Source organism: Mesorhizobium sp. M1E.F.Ca.ET.045.02.1.1, assembly GCF_003952485.1.
In the GTDB taxonomy this organism is placed as follows: Bacteria; Pseudomonadota; Alphaproteobacteria; order Rhizobiales; family Rhizobiaceae; genus Mesorhizobium.
The window spans coordinates 2,543,639-2,565,964 of the sequence record NZ_CP034447.1 but is presented as its reverse complement, the minus strand read 5'-3'; the positions used below and the strand labels follow the sequence as shown (position 1 = coordinate 2,565,964).

19 protein-coding genes are annotated in these 22,326 nt (G+C 62.5%); 6 read left to right on the top strand and 13 right to left on the bottom strand.

Annotated elements, in window-relative coordinates; all coding sequences use genetic code 11:
* From asnB to EJ070_RS12445, 4 genes are all read right to left on the bottom strand, one after another.
* Window positions 1–1,998, bottom strand: coding sequence for an asparagine synthase (glutamine-hydrolyzing) (asnB, locus tag EJ070_RS12460; protein ID WP_126091629.1), 1,998 nt, complete (start codon window positions 1,996–1,998; stop codon window positions 1–3).
* Window positions 1,998–3,266 carry a polymerase gene (locus EJ070_RS12455; protein WP_126091628.1) on the bottom strand — a complete coding sequence of 423 codons (1,269 nt, stop codon included), beginning with the start codon at window positions 3,264–3,266 and terminating at the stop codon, window positions 1,998–2,000. Before EJ070_RS12455 ends, asnB begins: the two co-directional genes overlap by 1 nt.
* Window positions 3,263–4,483 (bottom strand): glycosyltransferase, encoded by a 1,221-nt coding sequence (locus tag EJ070_RS12450; protein ID WP_126091627.1) that lies wholly within the window; start codon window positions 4,481–4,483, stop codon window positions 3,263–3,265. Before EJ070_RS12450 ends, EJ070_RS12455 begins: the two co-directional genes overlap by 4 nt.
* A gap of 481 nt (window positions 4,484–4,964) precedes the next feature.
* A complete protein-coding gene (locus tag EJ070_RS12445; protein WP_126091626.1) occupies window positions 4,965–6,494 on the bottom strand; it encodes a calcium-binding protein in 1,530 nt (509 codons plus the stop codon).
* A 437-nt stretch (window positions 6,495–6,931) separates the two neighbouring features.
* Here EJ070_RS12445 and EJ070_RS12440 point away from each other — a divergent pair, with 437 nt between their 5' ends.
* Entirely contained in the window at window positions 6,932–8,644 is a 1,713-nt protein-coding gene (locus tag EJ070_RS12440; protein ID WP_189350633.1) for a type I secretion system permease/ATPase, read from the top strand.
* Window positions 8,637–9,998, top strand: a complete 1,362-nt coding sequence (locus EJ070_RS12435; RefSeq protein WP_126091624.1) for an HlyD family type I secretion periplasmic adaptor subunit — start codon at window positions 8,637–8,639, stop codon at window positions 9,996–9,998. Before EJ070_RS12440 ends, EJ070_RS12435 begins: the two co-directional genes overlap by 8 nt.
* A 300-nt stretch (window positions 9,999–10,298) precedes the next feature.
* On the opposite strand, the gene EJ070_RS12430 is transcribed toward EJ070_RS12435, so the two are convergent.
* The 3 genes from EJ070_RS12430 to EJ070_RS37020 form a co-directional block, all read right to left on the bottom strand.
* Window positions 10,299–10,892 carry a UbiX family flavin prenyltransferase gene (locus EJ070_RS12430; RefSeq protein ID WP_126091623.1) on the bottom strand — a complete coding sequence of 198 codons (594 nt, stop codon included), beginning with the start codon at window positions 10,890–10,892 and terminating at the stop codon, window positions 10,299–10,301.
* Complete coding sequence (locus EJ070_RS12425) at window positions 10,889–12,397, bottom strand: UbiD family decarboxylase (protein WP_126095722.1); 1,509 nt, start codon at window positions 12,395–12,397, stop codon at window positions 10,889–10,891. The genes EJ070_RS12430 and EJ070_RS12425 overlap by 4 nt, the downstream gene beginning before the upstream one ends.
* 173 nt (window positions 12,398–12,570) lie before the next feature.
* Window positions 12,571–13,206, bottom strand: a complete 636-nt coding sequence (locus tag EJ070_RS37020; RefSeq protein ID WP_245464860.1) for a hypothetical protein — start codon at window positions 13,204–13,206, stop codon at window positions 12,571–12,573.
* A 7-nt stretch (window positions 13,207–13,213) separates the two neighbouring features.
* Between EJ070_RS37020 and EJ070_RS12415 the strand changes: the two genes are divergently transcribed.
* The 4 genes from EJ070_RS12415 to mog are packed head-to-tail and all read left to right on the top strand — an operon-like array spanning window position 13,214 to window position 15,986.
* Complete coding sequence (locus EJ070_RS12415; protein ID WP_245464859.1) at window positions 13,214–13,579, top strand: SCP2 sterol-binding domain-containing protein; 366 nt, start codon at window positions 13,214–13,216, stop codon at window positions 13,577–13,579.
* Between the two features lie 8 nt (window positions 13,580–13,587).
* Window positions 13,588–14,571 carry a peptidase U32 family protein gene (locus tag EJ070_RS12410; RefSeq protein WP_126095721.1) on the top strand — a complete coding sequence of 328 codons (984 nt, stop codon included), beginning with the start codon at window positions 13,588–13,590 and terminating at the stop codon, window positions 14,569–14,571.
* A gap of 3 nt (window positions 14,572–14,574) precedes the next feature.
* Complete coding sequence (locus tag EJ070_RS12405; protein ID WP_126091620.1) at window positions 14,575–15,474, top strand: U32 family peptidase; 900 nt, start codon at window positions 14,575–14,577, stop codon at window positions 15,472–15,474.
* A 5-nt stretch (window positions 15,475–15,479) separates the two neighbouring features.
* Complete coding sequence (gene mog / locus EJ070_RS12400; RefSeq protein ID WP_126095720.1) at window positions 15,480–15,986, top strand: molybdopterin adenylyltransferase; 507 nt, start codon at window positions 15,480–15,482, stop codon at window positions 15,984–15,986.
* Between the two features lie 183 nt (window positions 15,987–16,169).
* Here mog and EJ070_RS12395 read toward each other — a convergent pair whose 3' ends face one another.
* The 6 genes from EJ070_RS12395 to EJ070_RS12370 form a co-directional block, all read right to left on the bottom strand.
* Window positions 16,170–17,102: an anti-sigma factor gene (locus tag EJ070_RS12395; protein WP_126091619.1), complete on the bottom strand. Its 933-nt coding sequence runs from the start codon at window positions 17,100–17,102 to the stop codon at window positions 16,170–16,172.
* Complete coding sequence (locus EJ070_RS12390) at window positions 17,089–17,619, bottom strand: sigma-70 family RNA polymerase sigma factor (RefSeq protein ID WP_126095719.1); 531 nt, start codon at window positions 17,617–17,619, stop codon at window positions 17,089–17,091. The genes EJ070_RS12395 and EJ070_RS12390 overlap by 14 nt, the downstream gene beginning before the upstream one ends.
* 450 nt (window positions 17,620–18,069) lie before the next feature.
* Window positions 18,070–19,128, bottom strand: a complete 1,059-nt coding sequence (gene ugpC / locus EJ070_RS12385) for a sn-glycerol-3-phosphate ABC transporter ATP-binding protein UgpC (protein ID WP_126091618.1) — start codon at window positions 19,126–19,128, stop codon at window positions 18,070–18,072.
* A 37-nt stretch (window positions 19,129–19,165) separates the two neighbouring features.
* Window positions 19,166–19,987 (bottom strand): carbohydrate ABC transporter permease, encoded by an 822-nt coding sequence (locus tag EJ070_RS12380; RefSeq protein ID WP_126091617.1) that lies wholly within the window; start codon window positions 19,985–19,987, stop codon window positions 19,166–19,168.
* A complete protein-coding gene (locus tag EJ070_RS12375) occupies window positions 19,988–20,926 on the bottom strand; it encodes a sugar ABC transporter permease (protein WP_126091616.1) in 939 nt (312 codons plus the stop codon).
* A complete protein-coding gene (locus EJ070_RS12370; RefSeq protein WP_126091615.1) occupies window positions 20,926–22,263 on the bottom strand; it encodes a sugar ABC transporter substrate-binding protein in 1,338 nt (445 codons plus the stop codon). Before EJ070_RS12370 ends, EJ070_RS12375 begins: the two co-directional genes overlap by 1 nt.
* Window positions 22,264–22,326: the final 63 nt, after the last annotated feature.

Genomic DNA, 22,326 nt, shown 5'->3' with positions numbered 1-22,326 from the left:
TTATACTCCTGTAAGTTCGGGCACGCGAGAGAGCCCCGTTTCTGGCACTGATAGCCGCCTCGCATCGTTGTGCCAGGCCTGGAACATGAGAGCCGGCCACAATTCGCGAGAATGGTCGTGCCTGCCGTCGATGTGATCGCGCCAGCATGCATTCACCTTCGCAATGTCGAAGATCCCGTCGCCGGAACCGCGCATATCGGCGACAAGATCGTTGGCCCAGATGCGCAGCGGACCTCTCAGCCAGGCTGCAATGGGAACATCGAACCCTTGCTTCGGCCGGTCGATCAGCCGCTGCGGAACATAACGACGCAGCACGTGACGAAGGATCCATTTGCCGCCGCCATCGCGAACCTTCACGTTGGACGGAAGGCGCCAGGCGAATTCGACAACCCGGTGATCGAGCAGTGGACACCGTCCCTCAAGGCTGTTTGCCATGGTCGCGCGGTCCAGCTTCACCAGTATGTCGCTGGGCAAATAGCCGGCCATATCGTCATACAGAATTCGGGACAACAACCCGTCAAGCTGTGGTGTGCCGTCGATCGATGCTGGCGGGCTGTGGCGAGCGAGGCTCCTGGTCGATGATCCCACCAACCGTCGATATAGCTCGTCTTCGTGAGTTGCGGTGAGCAACCCTGCGAGGCGATCGAGCCGGTCGCTCCGCAGCATATGGCGAATGTTTGCCGAAAGCGGCAGGCTGCGCATCAAATCCTCGCGCGCTGCACGGGCCAGCAGTCCCAGGCCCGCTGCCATCGTTCGCCGCAGTACTAACGGGAGCCTTTCGTGACGTCTCAGCCGATCCGCCATGAAGTGGCGGCCGTAGCCGGCGAAGCACTCATCTCCACCGTCGCCCGACAGAGCCACTGTAACGTGCTGCCGGGCGAGCCGGGCCACCAGCAGCGTTGGTATCTGAGATTCGTCGGCGAACGGTTCGTCCCATATCCGCGGCAACTCCGGAATGACGGCGCGCGCAGCGCTGGATGAAAGGTGAAGCTCTGTGTGGTCGGTGCCCAGATGTCTCGCGACCTCGGCTGCGTAGGGAGCTTCGTCAAAGCCACCTTCCCCGAAAGCGATGGTGAAGGTTCGCACCCGAGTTCTGGATTGAGCCTGCATCAAGGCCACGACGGTAGAGCTGTCGACACCGCCTGACAGAAAGGCGCCCAACGGCACGTCGGCGACCATCCGTTCGCGAACGGCGAGCCGAAGCAGGTCATCCAGTTCGTCGGTCAGGTCATCGTCGCTGCCGACGATCGGCCGTTCCCGACCTTTGGCGGCGACTTCGGCCAGCGACCACCAGTGATTCACGCGCTGGGAAAGGGAGACGGCACCGCCCGCCTCGGCAAGATCCGAGGGTCTGACGGAGAGAAGGGAACCGGGCGGCAGCTTGAACGCTCCCCGCCAGATGCATCTGTGATCGGGCACCCATCCTCGCGAAAGCATGTCGGCGGCGGCATCGAGATCGAGTTCGGGGGAGAAGCCCGGAAAGCACCTGATCGCCTTCAGCTCGGACGCAAAGACCAGGGCGTGCCCGGCCGATGCGACGTAAAGCGGCTTTTTGCCCATTCGATCCCGGGCGAGATGAAGGGTCCTGGTCTTCAGGTCCCACAACGCAAACGCGAACATGCCCGCAAAGCGTTTGAGGGCGGCCTCGAGACCCCACGTCTCGATGGCGCACAGCATCACTTCGGTGTCACCGGTGCCGCGAAACTGGTGGCCGGCATCTTCGAGCTCGCGCCGCAGGTCTCTGAAATTGTAGATTTCTCCGTTGAAGGTGATCACATATCTGCCGCTGGAAGAACGCATGGGCTGTCGCCCCGCCGCCGACAGATCGACGATCGCCAGCCGCCGGTGGCCCAGCGCAATGCCGGCTTCCCGATCTGTCCACAGTCCTTCGCCATCCGGCCCGCGGTGTCGGAGCGCCGTCGTCATTTGCCCTATCGCCTCGAGCGACGTGGGATCGGCCGTATCGGGTGCGAGAAGAATTCCAGCGATCCCGCACATCACATGGCCTCGATGGATATGAGCCGCTGACGGAAAGCGCGAGGCGTTCCCGCAACAAGGCAAAAGGTTATCGCAAACCACACGATGGGATGGCGGATAATCAGGTGCGGCATGCTGAAGATGACGATTGACACCATGAGCGCCAACAGCGCGTCCAGCTTCGCACGCCACGCCGACATGATGGCGGCGCCGACGATCCAGACAAGCGCAAGCACCGAGATGATGCCACCTTGGGTGTACAGATCGAGGATGGTGCTGTGGGCCTCAAAGGGTCGTGTCAGAGCATCAAATTGTCTGTCCCACGTGGGTGGGCGGCCGACATGCGCACCTGGCCCGAGTCCCAGCGACCCTGATTGCGCGCCTTTCTCCAATGCTGCGTTCCAGAGATACAAGCGAAGCTCGGCGGTTTCGGCTGTGGCTTCGCCGCCCTTGTCCTTGGTCAGGCTCTTGGCGAAGCTTTCGAGGATGGTCGCCTCCGACAGGACATAGGGAGTGACCGACATCGCCAACGGAACGCTGCCGATCAGCAAGAGAACGAGAGCTTGCCGCGGAAGGCTGACCTTGGCGCCAGCCGTCTTGAGCCACGTCCTGATCTGCAGCCCGAGGAAGGTGAGATAAGTCAGGATACTGGTGTACAAAAAGGCATCGCTCTTCGTCAGCCTCCCGACGTAGAAGGTGAAGAACACGCTGGCGATGCCGACGAACCTGCCCCATCGATTGCCGGTGGTTGTCGCAAGATGCAAGGCCAGCGTACCGAATATCGCGCAGTACAGCGCGAGCTGGTTCGGATTCTCGGACCAGCCGCGAAAGCGATCCCAATACCAGGACTCGACGCCGGCCTGTGGGATCCACCCCCAGCCCTGGATCACCTGAATGGCAAGGGCCGTATTCGCGATTGCAAGCAGCCACCAGGTAGAGCGACGAAAATGGCGATCGGCGTCAGGCTCTGCGGCCGCCAGACAGGTGATGCTGACCAACAGAAGATACGCTACGGTGTCGTGTATCAGCCCGGTTAAAAATATGACCGTGGTCAAATAAGCGACTATGGTGCCGATAGCGAGAGTGACCGCCATCACCAGCCAGAAGCCGGCCAGACTGGTCAGGGCGGGTGTAAACTCGATACGACCCCCGGCGAGTATTCGTCCGATCGACAGCATGATCCAGAGGGTTAGGGACAATTCACCATAGCCGAAGGACGAGCCCGGAATATTGAGCTGCGTCGCGCCGGCCATCACAACCCCAAAAGCGAGGAGCGCGTCCCGGATCATCCGCGCACTCCGCCCAACCGGCTATCCGCGAGGTCGTGCTCTGGCGCGATCGGGCGCCGTCTAATCGATCCGCCGCAGGACCTACCGCTGAGGGTTTTGTCGTACAGGTCGCAGTACTGGTCGACGATCGACGATAGCGCAAACCGCTCACGGACAAGTGCGGCAGACCGGCTGCCCATGGCCGCAGCAACAGGACGATCCGAGAGAAGGTCAACGATGCGATTTGCCAGGGCGTCCTGGTCGCGCGGCGCAACCAGGTAGCCGTTCCACCCGTCTTGGACGACGTCGCTGCACCCTGGCATCCTTGAGGCAACGATCGGCAGACCGGCGAGCCCGGCTTCCAGCAACACACGCGGGATTCCCTCGCGGTATTCGGTCGGGAAGGCGAATATGTCAGCCATGCCCAGAAGGGCGGGAACATCCTGGCGCTTCCCCAAAACGACGACATCGGAACCAAACCGTCGAATTTCCGATTCGTCGACGGCGAACGGTCCTTCGGACTGCCATGGGCCGATGAGCACGAAGCGCGCATTCGGCCTTTTGGCGAGAACCTTCGGCACCGCCTTGAGGAGGGTAGGTATCCCTTTTTGACGGGTCAGTCGGCCGACGAACATGACGACTTCGGCGGATTGAAGCCCGAATTCCTGGCGCATCCTCGCCGCCGACGGACCAAGGCGCCTCGCGGCCGTGAATGCGTCGATATCGATGCCGGATCCGCCGATCAGGCGTCCGTCGCCACGCCCGAGCAGCCGATAACGTTCAAAGAACGACTGATCGTCACGGTTCTGGAACACCGTCGCGGCCGTCCAGAAGGACACAAGCCATTGCAGACCGCAGAAGATCGGCCGAAGCGCCAAGGCGCGCGGGCCGATAGATGAGAAGGTCCAGCCCAGCCCGTTGATCGTGCGGACAACCGGAACCTGTCCACGTACCGCCAGCGGCGTCAACAGGTTGGGCTTTGTATCGAAACTCTGGACGATGTCCGGGCGCAACTCCGCTATCAACCTGCGAAGTGTCCTGACCGTGCCCGCTTTGCCGCTGCCGCTGGCAAAGCGGTCAAACCCGTAGCGTCTGTGCGCAATCCCGTGTCTCAGGAACGGGGCGTCGTCGCCGGTCGAGACGGCCGAGACTCGAAAGCCCCTCTCACGCAGCTCCATAAGAAATGGAATTCTAAGCGCGTGATCCTCGCCTCCTACACACACCAGGTGCGGGCTCATTTTGCCGCTCCCAAAAACCCGCGGTCCACCAGTTGAGTGGTCCGAACTTGGATCGTCTTTCACGGTCCCGCTACAGTCGCGGGACGCGCTCGTCTCGTTTTCCAAGCTAGGGGCGGGTCCGATTGTTGTCCTCGTCCGTTCGAATGATGAAGACGCAGGGCGATCGGCTGGAGCCCGTAAACTGATGCAGATTCAATGACTACGGCCCGGCCCGCCTTGCCCCGGGAATGCGACGATGGCTGCAGCCCCGCACGGAAAAAGCCAGGGAGGTTTTGGAGTTGGGCGGACCAAACGCCAGGGGAGAGCGCCGGCTACAGGATCTGATTGGGTGGCAAGGCGCTGACGGAGGAGAGCCGACCTCATCCTCCAACCGAGGAATGGTCCGGTTTGACCGGGCTTGAATCGTGAAACGGCGCGAAGCCCGTCTCTGGGGCGGAAACCGGCAGGAGCGTCAGTTCGCTCCTGCCGGCAAGGCGCTCCGTCAGATTACAAAAAAGGAGTGTTCGTCAAGGTGGAGATGCGGGGTGAGGGAGGCGAATTGCGTCTGAGCATTGCCGCCAACTCCGTCGCTGTCGAAAGAGAGCGCCCCAGTCCGGCTGTTGTAGATGATGTGGTCGCTGGCGTCCTGCGCGCCTTGACCAATGTGGAAATCGCCGGCCGGGAGCGCGCCCTTCTGAAGTCCGGCGAATATGGCGTGGTCGAGGTAGATCTTGTCTTGGGAAACGTTGAAGTCGACGATCCTGTCGACGTTTCCAGCCCCAAGAGCCGTGTTGAACACGAAGGCGTCGTGGCCGCCATAGCCCTTCAATATGTCGGACCCTCCGCCACCGTTGATTTTGTTGTCGCCATAGTTGCCGTTGATCTTCTGGGCGAACTCGTTGCCGGTCAGGTCGATCGCCGTCTTGCCGCCGGTTCTGGAGGTGGAGAGCTGCTCGATATGCGAGCCGGCAGACAGGGCATAGCTGACCGAGGCCATCACCTTGTCGAAGCCGGCGCCTGCAGCTTCCATCACTTTGTCGTGCGCATTGTCGATATGGTAGGTGTTGTTGCCCTTGCCTCCATGGACAATGTGATCGCCGCTTGAAGGATCTGTGGCTATTGTCGTCGGGTCGGTCGTCGGCGTCGTCGGGTTGGTCGTTGACGTCGTGGGGTCGGTCGTTGGCGAAGTGGGATCGGACGGTGGTGGTGTCGCCTCCGAGGTGGGTATCGGCTCGGAGGTTGTCGGCTGCGTCGGCTCTGTGGTCGACGGCTGCGTCGACGAGGTCGAGCTGGTATTGTGCTGCAGGAAGAAGGCCTGCAGTTCCGGGGAGTTCCCGAGCGCGGTGTCGCCGTTCTGCGAGCCCCAGGCATACGTGAAGTCGAATGCCGGCGAAGGAACCAGCTTGGCCCAGTGATCCATCATGATCTTTTCCTGGTCAGCGGTCGGGACGACGAAGGAGCCGCCATTTTCGCTTACCCAGTTTCCGCCGCCGAAAGCCTGGTACTCCGGGATGATGCGGTCAGCCGGAATCCCTGAAGCAACCGCAGCCGCAACCATGCGATCGATCATGTTGTAGTCCGGATTGCTGGCTGTCTTGGAAGTGATCGCATAAGCACCGACGCCGTAATAGTCGATGCCCGTGTTTTCCGGGTTGTAGGTATTGGCGAAGCTCGGGTCGGCGATAGACCCCATGTTCATCATCGTGATGAAAGTCTTTGCACCCGGGAAATGAGAATGGATCCAGTCGGATTCCGCCTTCAGATCTGCCGCGGTCGCATAAGTCCCCCACCTGCCGGTAGGATCCGGCTCATCCGTCAGATAGAACCCAAATACCTTTGGATTGTTAAGGAATGGAGTAACTTGATCAATGAACGACTGGGTAACGCCATCATGGGCGTTGAGATAGACCAACGCCTTCATTCCGTCGGGCAGTGCGTTTACCTGCGAAAGGTACTGAACATCGACGAGATTGAACCCTGCGGCTGCCACGTCGGCGGCAGAGCCGCCCGCTGCATAATGGAGAGTTGCCATATGAGTTCCTTCTAATTCGGCAACGCCCCCAACACCCGTCTGCCTAGCGGAAAGGTACATTAGAAAGAAATCACATACGGATTTCACCGGTCAAAATAATTGATCGGAGCCTGGTGATCGACAACCTCCGTCCGCGAAAAAACTCCGCATTTTCAGCACGCTCGCTCCAGAAAGCGTGAAGCTTCGCGCAGTCCTTGTCCCCGAATATCACCGATTTGCCGGCTCTCGACCGCGGGTTTCGCCACGATTTTGCTTCATTTTGATTAAAGTTCGAATATGTTAGCAACGCCTCATGTCCGGAAATTTCGCCCGGATCTATCTCAGCAGTAGAGGTTTCCCATATTGGCCAAAGCCAAGAAAGCCACGCGGCATTTCCGCGTGAAAGACAGCAGGCTATGAAGACCCAGCAAGAGTTACCTTCCCTTTTACGCACCGCGATGTCGGATTGCGCACCGGGATTGCTTGGCGTTGGGCTTTTTTCCGCGGTGACAAATATCCTGGCGCTGACCGGGTCCCTCTATATGCTCCAGGTCTATGACCGGGTGCTGCCGTCCCAGAGCGTTCCGACCCTGGTTGGATTGACTGTTGGAATGCTGGGCCTTTACGCAGCCTACGGACTGCTCGACTTCGTACGGCTTCGCCTTTTGGTCCGCATTGCCAGCCGGCTCTACAGGAACCTGCACCAAAGGGCATTCGCCGTTTCGGTGCTTTTGCCGCTCAAGGCCGGCCGGGAGGCAGACCGGGTGGATCCGCTGCGAGACCTCGACCACCTGCGCGGCTTTCTTTCAGGATCCGGGCCGACCGTCATCTTCGACGCGCCCTGGATCCCCTTTTACTTGCTGATCATCTATATGCTGCACCCCTCGCTCGGCGTGCTGGCGACGGTCGGCGCTCTCGCCGTCGTGGCGTTGACCGCGGTGGCGGAAATTCTCGGCCGCAGGCCGGCCAGGCTGACATCCGAAGCCATGATCTCGCAGCGCGCCCTTGCCGAGTCCGGTCGCCGCAATGCGGAGGTCGTTCAGGCCATGGGCCTCTCTTCCAGGCTGGCCCGGCGCTGGAGCGACATGGTTCATGGCTACCTCCTATATCAGGAGCGGCTCTCCGACATCATAGGAGGAACCAGTTCGTTATCGAAGGCGCTGAGGATGGCGCTGCAGTCTTCGGTGCTGGGCCTTGGCGCCTATCTGGTGATCGGCGGCGAAGCGTCCCCCGGGGTGATCATCGCATCTTCTATTTTGCTCGGCCGCGCGCTGGCTCCGGTCGATGCGGCGATTGCAAACTGGAAAGGCTTCCTGACGACCCGACATAGCTACTTCCAGCTCAAGGCGACGTTCGATGCGTTCGAAAACCCGACCGAACCCATGGAATTACCCCGGCCGCAAACACGGCTGACGGTCGAGAGATTGACGGTCGCGCCGCCTGGCGCGCCGAAGCCGACCGTGCTCGATGTGAATTTCCAATTGTCCAGCGGCGCAGGAATGGCCATCGTCGGGCCGAGCGGCTCCGGGAAGACGACGCTGGTGCGCGCCTTGGTTGGAGCCTGGAGGCCGCTGCACGGCAAAGTGAGATTGGACGGCGCCTCTCTCGATCAGTGGAACCCGCATTCGCTCGGCGCCCATATCGGCTATCTGCCCCAGGACGTTGAACTTTTTGACGGGACGGTGGCCGACAACATCTCGAGGTTCGGCGGCAAGAGCGATCCCAAAGGCGTGCTTGCGGCCGCCCGGGCCGCGGGCGTCTATTCGATGATCATGCATCTGCCGGAAGGTTTCCAAACGCGCATCGGCGAGGGAGGCAGGGCCTTGTCCGCTGGACAGAGGCAACTGATCGGCCTCGCCAGAGCGCTCTACGGTGAGCCGTTTCTTGTCGTCCTGGATGAGCCGAACTCGAATCTCGATGTCGAAGGCGATGCCGCCCTGGCGGGCGCAATTCTAGCCGTGCGCCAGCGCGGAGGGATCGTTATCGTTGTTGCGCATCGCCCGTCCGCTCTCACCAACATCGACCAGGTTCTGGTGCTGACCAACGGCATGGTCCGCTCGTTTGGCTCCCGCGAGGAGGTCTTGGCGAGTGTGGCGCGAGCATCCTCTCCTGCCGCGCACCGCCCGTCCCCGGTCATTCCGATCCAGAGGGGAGTAAGCGGACATGCGTGATGTCTTGCCCCGCCTCTTTGCGTTCCTGCCATCTTACGCCTGGTTCGATGCCGGTCAGCGTTCCTCGCTCGAGGCCCCTGGCAGCATCGGACCCAGCCTGGTGTGCGGACTGGCGGTCACGTGCCTGCTCATTGCTGGCGGAGGGCTATGGCTTGGCTTCACCAAGATAGCGGGTGCGGTGATCGCCCCCGCAACCGTGGTGGTCGAAAGCAGTACCAAGAAGGTCCAGCACCAGACCGGCGGCACGATCAGCGGCATCTTTGCCCAAGATGGCGATCATGTTCGGGCCGGCAACGTGCTGGTCCGGCTGGACGATACGCTGCCGCGGGCGAACCTGCAGATCATCAGCGAGGATCTCGACCGCGCCACGGTGCGGCTTGCCCGGCTGGAGGCCGAACGCCAGGGGCTGGCGACCATGCCGCTTCCAGCCAGCCTGCAGGCGGAAATGAGCAAGCCGGACCTGGCTGCACTGGTCAATGGCGAGCGTGCCCTGTTCGAAACGCGGGCGTCGGAATTGGCAGGGCAAAAGGCGCTTCTGAAGAGCCAGACACAGCAAATCGAGCGTCAGCTCGAGGGCCTGAAGGCCCAGCAGGTGGCGATGGATGAATCGGCGGCGTTGCTCGGCCGCGACCTGACGGACGTGGATGCTCTCTATTCGAAGAAACTGGTTTCGAAAGAGCGGTTGAGCAATGTGAGACTGGACGCGACACGGGCCAAAGGCGAGTCCGGCCGGCTGGCGGCGGCGGTCGCGGAAGCCCAGACCAAGATCAGCGAGACCGAGCTGCAAATCCTGCAGCTCGATGAAAAAAGGCGCAGCGATGTGACGACCGAGTTGCGCGAAACGGAAGCCAAGCGGACCGAACTCAACGAACGCAGGATCGTCGCTCTGGACGAACTGACCAAGACGGAAATCCGCGCCCCGCAATCCGGAACCATACAACAGTCCACCGTCCACACGGTGGGTGGTGTAGTCGCCCCCGGGGAGTTGCTGATGACGATCGTCCCCGATGCGGACAATCTTGTCGTGGACGCGCTCATTCCTCCGCCTCGAGTGGACGACGTTCGTTCCGGCCAACCGGTCTCGATCCGCTTTCCGGCTTTCGATGGCGGCACGACACCCGCCTGCCAGGGCACGGTGAAGTGGATTTCCGCGGACCTGATCAAGGACCAGCAGCGCCAGGTTTCGTATTTCTCGGCGCGCATCGGCGTCGAAAACAAGGCTGACTGCCTGACAGACGCCAAGGAGCTCAAGCCGGGGATGCCGGCCGAGGTCCATATCAGCACGGACCGGCACAGCGTCTGGTCTTATCTGCTGAAGCCGCTTACCGATCAGATGTCACGCGCTTTCCGCTAGCGGGCACCAGCCCGTTACGGTCGGTCACATTTGCGCAAAATCGGCGCTCATTTGGCATAGCGCAAAGAGGCGGCCCATCGCGGCGGCTAAGGAGTGGCCCGCACCTTTCTCTTCAACGACATCGCGACGATCGCGAAGGACGGTGCGCTTTCGATGCGGCGGCTCGCTCAGCTCGCCGCGCTTGCCTCGGTCGGACGGTAGCCCAGTCGCAAGCAATCCGATCCACGAAGCTGTCTCAAATCACATGCCTGGCTCTTGCTCCCGGAAATTCGCCGGGGCTTCCTCCCGTTGGCAGCTCCATCAAAATGACCGATGGGCCGCGACGTTCTTTTCGCCCCACCGGGTCAGCTTGTCGCCGGGGTCCACGCCAACCCAGCCAACCAGTCGTGCCGCCATCTCGACGATCATCGCCTCGATCGAAGCCGGCTTGACATAGAATGGCGGCACGGGCGGTGCGATGATCGCTCCAATCCGCGTCAATCTCAGCATCGCATCCAGATGCCCTTCGTGCAGAGGCGCCTCGCGCGGTACGACCACCAGCCGGCGCCTCTCCTTCAGGACGACGTCGGCCGCCCTGGTCAGAAGGTTGTCGCCCAAGCCGTGCGCCATCGCCGCAAGGGTCCGCATCGAGCAGGGCACGACGATCATGCCGTCCGTTCTGAACGAGCCGCTGGCGATCGGCGCTGCCAGGTCCTGGTGGTTGTGGGTGTGGTTGGCGAGTGAAGCAAGCTGCGCCAGTCCGTCGGCGCCAAGCTCGTAAGCGATGGTCATGCGCGCGCTTTTTGAGACGACAAGATGCGTTTCCGCACCAGCTCTGACCAGTTGGCGTATGGTCTCAAGCGCAAGCACCGAGCCGGACGCGCCGGTCACCCCCACGATTATCCGTTTGGTCATTTTCGCACCGAACCGCTTGCCTGAGGAAAAAGCTCATCCCAGCGCTCGGAAACTCTTTCAACGATGTGAGACGACATCCTTAGCTCCTTCCCCCACTCGCGCGATGTCTCGGACCCGATCTTGCGCGTGGCGTCGAATCCGATTTTTCCTCCAAGCCCTTCCAGCGGCGACGCGAAATCGAGGGAGTCCATAGGGGTACGATCCAGCTTCATCAGATCGCGCGAGAAATCCATGCGGGTGGCGACCGCCCACATCACGTCCGACCACGACCGGATGTCGATGTCGTCGTCCACCACGACGACCATCTTGGTCATCGAGAACTGCGGCAACAGCGACCAGAACCCCATCATCACGCGCCGCGCCTGACCGGCATATTTCTTGACGATCGATATGACCGCAATCCTGTAGGAACAGGCTTCCGGCGGAAGCCAGACGTCGAGAATTTCCGGTATCTGCTGGCGCAGCAGAGGCTTGAAGACGTCGAGCAGCGCCTCGGCAAGGACGGACGGCTCGTCGGGCGCGCGCCCGGTGAACGTCGTGAGATAGTTTGCCCCGTCCCTCACGCGAATACGCTTGAGCTTGAAGACGGGAAAATGCTCCGCGCCGTTATAGTATCCGGTGTGGTCGCCGAAGGGACCTTCCTTCGCCGTTTCATTGGGTGAAACGGTTCCCTCGAGCACGATCTCGGAACTGGCGGGGACATGGAGCTCGATGCTCTTGCATGGCGACAGTCCAACCCGTCGATCGTTGATCATCCCGGACAGAGCCAGTTCCGACACGCCTTCGGGCGCCGGCATTACCGCTGCTATCAATGTGGCGGGATCCGCGCCGATGACGACGGCGACGGGCATCTCGAGCCCCCTCGCCCGCCACATGCGATGGTGGGCCGCGCCGCCCCGCATGGGCAGCCATCTTATGATCGCCCGGTCACGGGCGATGACCTGCATCCGGTATATGCCCAGATTGTATTTGCCGGGATCATCCTCGCCCGGCGGCCGGGTGACGACCACAGGCCATGTGATGAGAGGACCGGCATCCTCCGGCCAGCAGGTCTGGATGGGAAGGATTGCGAAATCCGGTTCCGCGTCCCTCCATAGTCTTGACGACGAAACGATCTTCGGGCGCGCCGCCAGCGCACCACGCGCGGCGGAGAACATGTGGCGGGCCTGACGCAAGTTTTGCGGAGCTTGAGGGGACCTCATCCACGCCAGCAGAGCGCCGAGAGTCTCGAGCCCGCGAATGTCCGTGCCCAGCCCCCATGCGACGCGCTCGCGCGTCCCGAAAATGTTTGCCACGGCCGGAAAGGACGAACCGGTCCCCTGGTCGTCGATCGGCATGGTCATGCGCAGCGCCGGCCCGTGCGCCGCGATCACCCTCTTGTGTATCTCCGTCAATTCGAAACGCGTCGAGACCGGGGCGCGGATTTCCCGAAGCTGGCCCTTCACTTCCAGGTGCGAAAGAAAGGAGCCGAGATCGGAGAACTGGGGAAGAAGGCGATAATGCATGGCGAAGTCCGGCACGACCGGTCCGTCGGCGACATTCTTCTCACACGGCGGCCGCCCGAAAACTTTGCGCTAGGTCAAAGAAGCGATCGTTTCCGCACGATATGAGGAATTCAGCGGTCCACTCGCCTGAGGGGCTGGTCGATATCGGGAAGACGTTCAGAATGGCCAACAATCTAATCAACGGCACCCTTGAAACATGCCGGTCGGCAATCGCCTTTTTCAGGGACCGCGGACGAAGCAAGGCAGCGAGAAGGGAATTCTGGGCCCTTGGGCTGGAAGAGTGCACGGGCATGCTGAACGACATCGGCATGTCGCCCGGCGAATTCGATGACGCCATGCATCTGCCTTATGCCGCGCAGGATTTCCTCACTTTGGCGATGCTTTCGGTCGGGATCGATCCCGATGACTTCCAAACGCTGGAATTCGCGCAGGACCGCTTCATGTCCCGAACCTGCATCACATGTCCCCACCGCCGCAGATGTCACGATCATATGGAGGCCTTCGATTTCGAAAGCCACTATCGCGATTTCTGCCCCAACGCGGATAATTTTTCGAAGCTTCTCGGCAAGAAATGCGATGCCTAGCTGGCCGTAAGAGATCTGCCATGATCGAATATAGAACGGACAGCGCTTGAAGATGCGGCCGCCAAACGCCGAGCCAATGTTGCCGGGATTTGTTCGCCGCCTGTTTCCGACAGTCGCAGGACTGCCTCTCGGTCCGTTGCTGACATTGTCCTTGCGCGCGCTTGCCGGACGGCGTCCTGGCCTTTTCGAGCGCTTGGGCGAATACCGTTCGGCCTGCTTCGTCATCGATCCCGTGGACCTCGCATTCGCATTCCGCGTGACCCCGGACGGACAGCGATCCAGTGTCCGCGTCGTGAGCAAGGATGAGGCTGCTCGATCGGACGTGCTGATCAGAGGGCCGCTTTTGACCCTGTTGGGCCTGCTTGACGGCACGCTTGACGGCGATGCGATGTTCTTCAGCCGCATCATCTCGATAAGCGGGCGCACGGAAGCGGTGCTCGCCTTGAGGAACACGATAGAGGATGCCGAGCTTCGTCCGGCGGACCTGCTCGGACTGCGCGGCATCCTTGCCCGCTGTGTCGATACGGGTGTCCTTGGCGCCCTGGGCGTCGCCCGCCGATTGGCCGACAACAGCGCCAGAGAGGCGCGGGAAACATGACGACACGCATGGAACTTGTCTGTCCGGCGGGAACTCCCGCGACGTTGAGAGCAGCCGTCCAGGCGGGCGCGGATGCGGTTTATTGCGGATTTCGCGATGAAACCAACGCCCGCAATTTTCCCGGGCTCAACTTCTCTCGGAACGAACTCGCCGAGGGCGTGCGCTTCGCCCACGACCATGGCAGCAAGGTTCTGGTCGCGATCAATACCTTCGCGCGCGTCGACGATGTCGACACCTGGAAGAAGGCAGCGGACATGGCCGCCGAAAGCGGCGCGGATGCCATCATAGCCGCCGACTTCGCCGTCCTCGATCATGTGGCAAGGAACCACAAGCAAATCCGTCTTCATCTGTCGGTGCAGGCTGCCGCGGCGACGCCGGAAGCGATCGGCTTCTATGCGGCTCAGTTCGGCATTCGCCGCGTCGTGCTTCCAAGGGTTCTGTCACTCCAGGAGATAGCCGCGCTGAACCGCGCGATCGACGTCGAAACCGAAGCCTTCGTTTTTGGCGGTCTTTGCGTGATGATCGAGGGTCGCTGCTATCTCTCTTCATATGCGACGGGCAAATCGCCGAATCTCAACGGTGTCTGCTCGCCACCCGAGATGGTGAGCTATGACGAAGAGCCGAGCGGCACAACGGCGCGGCTGTCGGGCTTCACGATCGATCGATATGAGCGCGGCCAGCCGGTGGGTTATCCCACTCTCTGCAAGGGCAAATTCAAAGCCGACGGCAAGACGTCCCATCTGTTCGAGGATCCCGTCAGCCTGAACGCCGGCGGCATGATTTCAGGCTTGAAGGCCGCCGGGGTGACTGCGCTGAAAATCGAAGGGCGCCAGCGCGGCAAAGGCTATGTAAGCGAGGTCGTGCGCGCCTTCAGAAAGGCCGTCGACGCGGTCGAAAAGGGCGGCGACGCGGTCGACATCGATCGGCTTCTCGCTGGCCAGTCGGAAGGGGCTCGGCAGACCGCGGGAGCCTACGAGAAGAAATGGAGATAGCCGGTGTCCGAAATCGCGCTGACGCTTGGACCGGTCTTCTTCCACTGGCCCCCCGACCGTCTCCTGGATTTCTACCGCAGGATAGCGGACGAGGCCCCGATCGAGCGCGTTCACGTCGGTGAAGTCGTCTGCGGCAAGCGGATGCCGTTTTCGGATCCCGCATGGCCGGCGATCATCGAACGGCTTGAGCGTGGAGGCAAACAGGTGGTGCTGTCCACACTGGCGGCGCCGGCAACCGTGCGGGAACGCAGAAGCGTCGAGGATCTTTGCGGAGAGGACAGGCTGGTCGAGATCAACGACGTGTCCGGCCTGCCGTCACGCTCCGGCAAACCCTTCGTCACGGGTCCGTTCCTGAACGTCTACAACGAGGCTTCCGCGAAATTCCTGATCCAGCTCGGCGCGCAGACAATATGCCCGCCCGTGGAATTGTCGTTTGCAGCGATCGGCGTCATGTCCTTGAAATGTCCGGAGGCTGAGTTCGAGATCTTTGCGTTCGGGCGGTTGCCGCTCGCCCTTTCCGGACGGTGTTATCACGCTCGGATCCACGGCCTTCATAAGGATTCATGCCAGTTCACCTGCGAAAAGGATCCCGATGGTCTCTCCGTCGATACGCTCGACGACCAGCAATTCCTCGCCATCAACGGCGTACAGACCCTTTCCAATCAGGTGCAGGCTTTCTGCCCCACCCCCGCCGCACTCGCCGCCAAGGGCATCAGGCGCCTGCGTTTGTCCCCCCAGACATGCGACATGGTGGAGGTAGCGAGGATATATAGACGGCTGGCCGACGGCAAAGAGGAGCCGAAGGATGCCCGCTTCGCCCTTTCGTGCCTCGATCTGCCTGGCATCCTGGTCGACGGGTACGCCCATGCCAGGCCCGGTTGGCAGGCAACCGCGACGGCCTGACGGCAATGACCCGGATTGCGATCGTGACCATCTCCGACCGTGCAAGCCGCGGCGAGTACGACGATCTTGGCGGACCGGCAATCGAGCGCTGGCTCCGTGGTGTCCTGGCGGAGCCCTGCGATTTTGTCCGCCGCATCGTCCCCGACGGCCTGGAGAGCGTCCGCGACGTGCTCATCGAGCTTTGCGACCAGGCAGGCGCCGACCTGATCCTGACAACAGGCGGAACCGGTCCCTCCCCGAGGGACCTCACGCCGGAAGCCATGCGGCAGGTCATTACCAAGGAGTTGCCCGGTTTCGGCGAGCTCATGCGGCAGGCAAGCCTGCTGCATGTACGCACGGCCATCCTTTCACGTCAGACCGCAGGCGTGCGCGGCCGATCGCTGGTCATAAACCTGCCCGGAAAACCGTCCTCCATCGACGTGTGCCTCGACGCTGTCTTTCCCGCAGTGCCTTACTGCCTCGAACTCATCGGCGCGGGCCGGATCCTGGTGGATTCTTCTGTTTTGGGATGAACCGCTCTAGCTGTTGAGGCTCAACAGCCAGAGCGGTTCCAGGAAAAGTGTGTAACGGTTTTCCGTCCGGAATTGCGTCAAAACAAGGAGATAGAGCGGGTCGCCGTTTCCGTGAAACGGTGAACCGCTCTAGTTGCAAATTTGCGAAGCTTTGGTTGGTCCCGTTCCTGACGGGGCCTGTATTCACCCCCGGCTGCCGGCCGCCGGATTGGCTGCGGCCGCCGCCCGGAAGCGGGCGACGAAATCGTCGAGCGCCGGCCGCTCGGCATCCGAGATCGCCCAGTAGGAGAAGGCGCCGTCGGTCCAGTGGACCAAGAGGAAGCCGCCCGCCGAGAGATCGTCCGCCACCGGCACGGATGCGCCTCCGGTCTGCTGTGGTGCCGCCACCAGGGTGATCAGATGCTCATGGTGGCGATAGACCAGCGCCGGCATCGGCCTGTCACCGATCACCTCGACGCGTCCGCCAAGCAGCGCGTAGCCGTCCTTGGCCATGTCGGGCGCCGGCGGCGACACGCCGATCCGGCCGTCGAGCCACGGCTTCACCGTATGGCGGTCGGAAGACACGATGTCGACCGGGGTTGCGGCGAGCAGGCTGCGGCGATGGCCGTTGGCGACGGCGACCGCAAAGCTGTCGGGCGCATTTTCCACCATCAGCCACTGCGTCGCGCCGCTGGCGAGAAAAGCCGTCAGCACGATCGAGGCCGCCATCTGGCGCCAGTCGAAGGAACTGAAGCGGCGCGCCAGGCTGCGCGCCGTCGGCCGCATCTCGATGACTTTGCCTTGTTGCTGTTGCGGCCGAGCGGACGGCTCCGCTTTCACAGCGTCGGCCGGCGCAGCCTCAACTTCGCCGGAACCTTTCACCTCAGCGATCGCCGCGATGCGCGCCAGGAAGTCGTCGCTGACTGCCGGGCGCGGCACGCCGGCGACAGCCATGCGCAGCGCGAGGATGCGCGCATGTTCGGCCGCCAGCTCCGGATCGGCGGCGATGCGCCGCTCGACGGCAAGTGCCGCGGCGGCGTCGAGCTCGCCATCGACAAGGGCATGGATCATCAGCTTCATATCCTGCGGGTCTTCCGGCAATCCGTCCTCACGCGGGCGATTTTCATGCGGGCTCATGGTGGCGCCCTCCAATATCCGTCATCAGCAGGCTGCGCGCCCGCGCCAGTCGCGACATCACCGTGCCTTGCGGCACGCCGAGCATGGCCGCGATCTCGCGATAGCTGAGGCCGTTTATGTCGCGCAGCACCAGCGTTTCGCGAAACGCTTCAGGCAGCCTTGCGATCGCTGCTTCCACGGCTGCCGAATTCGCCTTGGCGATCAGCGCCGCTTCAGGGCTGTCGGCGTTGCTGTCCGGCGGCGGCGACACGTTATCGAGATCGGCGAGATCGCCGACGGCGACCACAGCGCGCGGGCGGTTGCGTGCCAGCCAGGTGTAGGAGGCGTTGCGCACGATGGTGAGCAGCCAGGCGCGCGGATTGCCGCCGGCAAAGCCGGCGATGCCGGCATGCGCCTTGAGGCAAGCTTCCTGCACCACATCCTCGGCGTCCGCTGCATTCCCGGTCAGCCAGCGGGCGAGCGACAGCGCGTCGCCGAGATGCGGCAGCACCACTTCGGCAAAACGCGCGGCCAGCATTCTTTCGCTCAACACCGTTCCACCGTCGGGCGCTCCGGCCGGGGGTCTGCAGCCACCTTCAGCGGGTGGCGGCGGTCTGTCCCTGCTCGTGCGGGTGAAGATCGCTCTTGCAGGCGAAGATCCCTGCTTTGGTGGAGGTGAAGGCATAGGTGTCACCGGAGTCAAGCGCCTCGGAACGGAACGGCGCATCACCAGGTCAGGCCCGCTGGCAGGACGGCGATGCCAAAAGCACTTTGGTCCAGCTCAGCCGCTCCAGGGGCCGGCGCCGGCCTATGCCCCGCCTCCCGCCGTTCGCGTTGTCGCGATGGGTCATGTCGGTCTCCCGCAACGCCATGAGCGGCGTATGTCCAGAAGACCGATGGAACCGGCGGGTTATTCCCGAATGATCAGTCTTTTTCGATCACGCTGACGTGATCGATTGTCACTCGACGCTCGTGAGGATTGCAGCGATCAGATGCGCCGACCGGTCTTGGCGTCGAACAGATGCGCTAAGGCGCGGTCGACCTCGATCCGCACACCCTCGCCTTGCTTCAACGCCAGCCGCTCGCGGAACAGGCAGGAGATCGCTTCGCCGCCACAGTCCACCGTGGCGAAGATTTCCGAGCCGGTCGCCTCCATGAGGGTGACGGTGCCGGGGACGCCTTGACCGGTCGCCCGGATGTGTTCGGGACGGATGCCGTAGACCAATTCCCTGCCCGCAGCCTCGCTCGGCTGGATGCTTTCCGGCAGCGGCAGCGTCAGCCCGCCGGCGCTGCGGAAGATGCCCTCCTCGATGTGGCCGTGGATGAAGTTCATGGCGGGCGAGCCGATGAAGCCGGCGACGAACAGATTGGCCGGGCGGTCGTAGAGATCGAGCGGCGCGCCGATCTGCTCGACAAGGCCATCATGCAGCACCACGATCTTGTCGGCCATGGTCATGGCCTCGATCTGGTCGTGCGTGACATAGATCGTGGTGGTGCCGAGCCGCTGATGCAGCGCCTTGATCTCGCCGCGCATCTGGACGCGCAGTTTGGCGTCGAGGTTGCTGAGCGGCTCGTCGAACAGGAACACCTGCGGATCGCGCACGATGGCGCGGCCCATGGCAACGCGCTGGCGCTGACCGCCGGAGAGCTGGCGCGGATAGCGGTCGAGCAGCTTTTCGAGACCGAGAATGCTCGCTGCCCGCTTGACCCGGCTCGCGGTATCGGCCGGATCGGCCTTCTTGATCCTGAGCGCGAAGCCCATATTGTCGGCCACCGTCATATGCGGGTAGAGCGCGTAGTTCTGGAACACCATGGCGATGTTGCGGTCCCGCGCCCTGAGGTTGTTCACGGTGCGCTCGCCAATGGCGATCTTGCCGCCCGATATCGTTTCAAGCCCCGCGATCATGCGCAGCAGCGTCGACTTTCCGCAGCCGGACGGCCCAACCAGGATGACGAACTCGCCATCCGCGATATCGACGCTGACGTCGTGGATGATCTTTGCGCTGCCGAAAGCCTTCTGCACATTGTTGATGCTTACCGATGCCATTGCGTGTCTCCAAAGAAAGTGACGGCGGATCAGGCGCTCAGCCGCCCTTGACCGCACCGGCGGTCAATCCCGCGACGATCTGCCGTTGCGCGAACATGGTGAGCACGAGCACCGGCAGCGTGACCACGAGCGCGGCGGCGGCGAGCGGCCCCCAGCTCACCTGCTCGTAGGACAGCATGTTGTAGACGGCGACCGGCAACGTCCGTGTCTCGCGGCTGGCGAGCACCACGCCGAAGACGAAGTTGTTCCACGAGAAGATGATCGACAGGATGAAGGCGACGACGATGCCGGGCTTGGCGATCGGCAGCGCCACCAGCTGGAACACCTGCCAGGAGGTGGCGCCGTCGATGTTGGCCGCCTCCTCCAGCTCCATCGGCGTCGTCTCGAAATAGCCGATCATGACCCAGACCACGATCGGCACCGTCACCACCAGATGGATGATGATCTGCGGCCAGAGCGTGCCGAGGATGCCCAACCATTGGAACAAGAGGAAGAGCGGGATGAGGTAGGAGAGCCCCGGCGTCATGCGGGCGATCATGATCACGACCGCCGAGCGTTCCGCCTTGAGCCTGGCGATGCCATACCCGGCTGGCACGCCGATCAGCAGCGCCAGCAGCGTCGCCGTGCCGGTCACCAGCACCGAATTCCACATATAGAGCAGGAAATTGTTCTCCTCGAACACCTTCGCATAGTTCGACCAGGCGAAGCGCTCGGGGATCAGGATCGGCGGATAGGCGCCGTTGTCGATCTCGAACTTCAGCGACAACGAGATCATCCAGAGGAAGAACAGGATGGCCGGCGAGACCAGCACCAGCGCCGCGAAGAACAGGCCCAGCTTGTTGAGAAGCCGCGAGCTCATTTATTTGCCCTCCGCGTCGATCCATTGCGAACGCTGGCGCAGCATCAAAAGGATGAAGGACAGCGCCACGATGACGATGAAGAAGACGACGGCCATGGCTGAGCCATAGCCCATGTCGTAGTAAGAGAAGGCGGTGTTGTAGAGATAGATGTTGATCGTCTCCGAGGCCGTGCCCGGCCCGCCCTGGGTCATCGCGTAGATGATGTCGAAGCTCTTCAGCGCATCGATCGTGCGGATGATGACCGCGATCATCAGGAACGGCGCGATCATCGGCAAGGTGAGATAGCGGAACTGCTGCCAGGCATTGGCGCCGTCGATCTCGGCGCTCTCGAACGGCTCGCGCGGCACGGAAGCCAGCCCGCCCAGCACAATCAGCATCACCAGCGGCGTCCACTGCCAGGTCTCGACCGCGACCAGCGAAGGGATGACCGTGTTGGCGTTGAATATCCACTCTTGCGCCGGAATGCCGACCAGCGACAAGAGATAGTTGAGCACGCCGAGCTGCGGATGGAACATCATCGTCCAGACCAATGCCACGGCAACGGGTGTGGCCATCATCGGCATCACGAAGATGCCGCGCAGCAGGCCGCGCAAGGCAAACCTGGCGTCGAAGATGAGGGCGGCGACAGTGCCGAAGAACATCGGCGCGACGACCGACAGGAACGTGTAGGTCAAGGTATGCCAGAGCGATTCCCAGAAGCGCGGATCGCTCGCCAGGCGCAGATAGTTTTCCATCCCGGCAAAGCTTCGCGACTGGCCGAGCGTCCAGCTGTTGACGCTCATCCACAGCGTGAAGGCCCACGGAAAGACGATCACCGCGCCGACGACGACGAGCGCGGGGACGACGAAAGGCCAGTAGTTGGGAGCCAGCCGGACCGGCTGGCTCTCCTCGATGGCTTGCGTCGTCGCCCCCGCGCGTTCTGGGGCGATGGCGGACATCAGCCTTGCTCGCTCCTGTCGAGAACCGGCTGGAACTGCTCGGTGGCCTTCTTCAGCTCGGCGGCGGGATCGGCGCCGGCAATCATGTTGGTCAGCGCCACGCCATAGATATCGCGGAACTCGGTGACCGGGATGATGACCGGCAGCGCCAGCCGGCTGATGTTGCCGGAACCGACCACGGCATCGAGCCAGCTCGGTGGCATGGTGACGCCTGCGCGCACCTTTGGATCCTCCAGCACGGATTTGCGGAACGGCACGCCGGCGCCGGCCTGCAGCAGGCGCGCGCCCATGGCCGGCGATACCGCCCACTGGCAGAATAGATAAGCCGCTTCCTTCTTCGTGCTGGCGGAGGTCACGCCGATGCCGTCGCCGAACGTACCCGAGGCATGCGCTTTCGGTCCCTTTGGCATGACGCCGTAACCGACCTTGCCGACCACCCGCGATTTTTCCGGATTTTCCATCGGCGGCGCAAAGCCCACGCCGTCGAACCACATGCCGATCTTGCCTTGCAGGAATGCGGATTGCGCCTCGGCCCAGTTGAAGCCGGTGACGCCGGGAGGTGCCGCCTTGGTCATCAGCCGCTGGTAGAGGCTGGCGGCCTCGACCGCTTCCGGCGACGTCGTGCGCAGCTTGCCGTCGCTGCCGAGCGGCGTCATGTCGTAGCCGAGCATCAGCGACGTCCACACCGGGGTATTGGCGTTCTTGAGGCCGCGGGCGACGAAGCCGAACGTGTTGCTTGAGGGGTCGGTCAGCGCTTCGGCGGCGGCCACCAGTTGCTCGAAGCTCTCGGGATATTTCAGCCCCTTGGCGTCGAACAGCTCCTTGTTCCAGTAGAGGATCCAGTAGTCGACCGAGAACGGCAGCGAGCGCAGCACGCCCTTGTCGTCCTTGGCGAACTGCAGGCCGGCCTCGGCGAAGTCGCTTTCGACCAGTCCAGGATCGGTGAGGCCTGGATCGGCAAGGTAGCCGGAAATGTCGGCCAGCCAGCCGCCCTTCTCGAACTGCCGCTTCTGCACATGGTAGCTCAGATGCACGACGTCGAAGCTGGGCTTGCCGGAGCTGAGCTCGATCACCGTCTTCTGGCGCTGCTGCTGTTCGGGCGTCGCCTCCGCATTGACCTTGATGCCGGTCAGTTCCTCGAACTCGGCAAGGTTCTTCAGGATGGTGTCGCTGCGCGGGCTCTTTACCAGATTGACGTCGAGTGTCGTGCCGGCAAAGCGCTTCCAGTCGACGCCCGCGGCGAAGCTAGGCCGAAGACCGGCGAGACCGGCCGCGGCGAGTGCCGCAGTTCCCTGGAGCAGCTGCCTCCTGGTTGGACTGAACGGATTGGACGACATTTCTTCCTCCCGGTTGCTGTCGTTGTCGATTGCGCCGCGACGATTGCGGCACGGTCCTGCTTC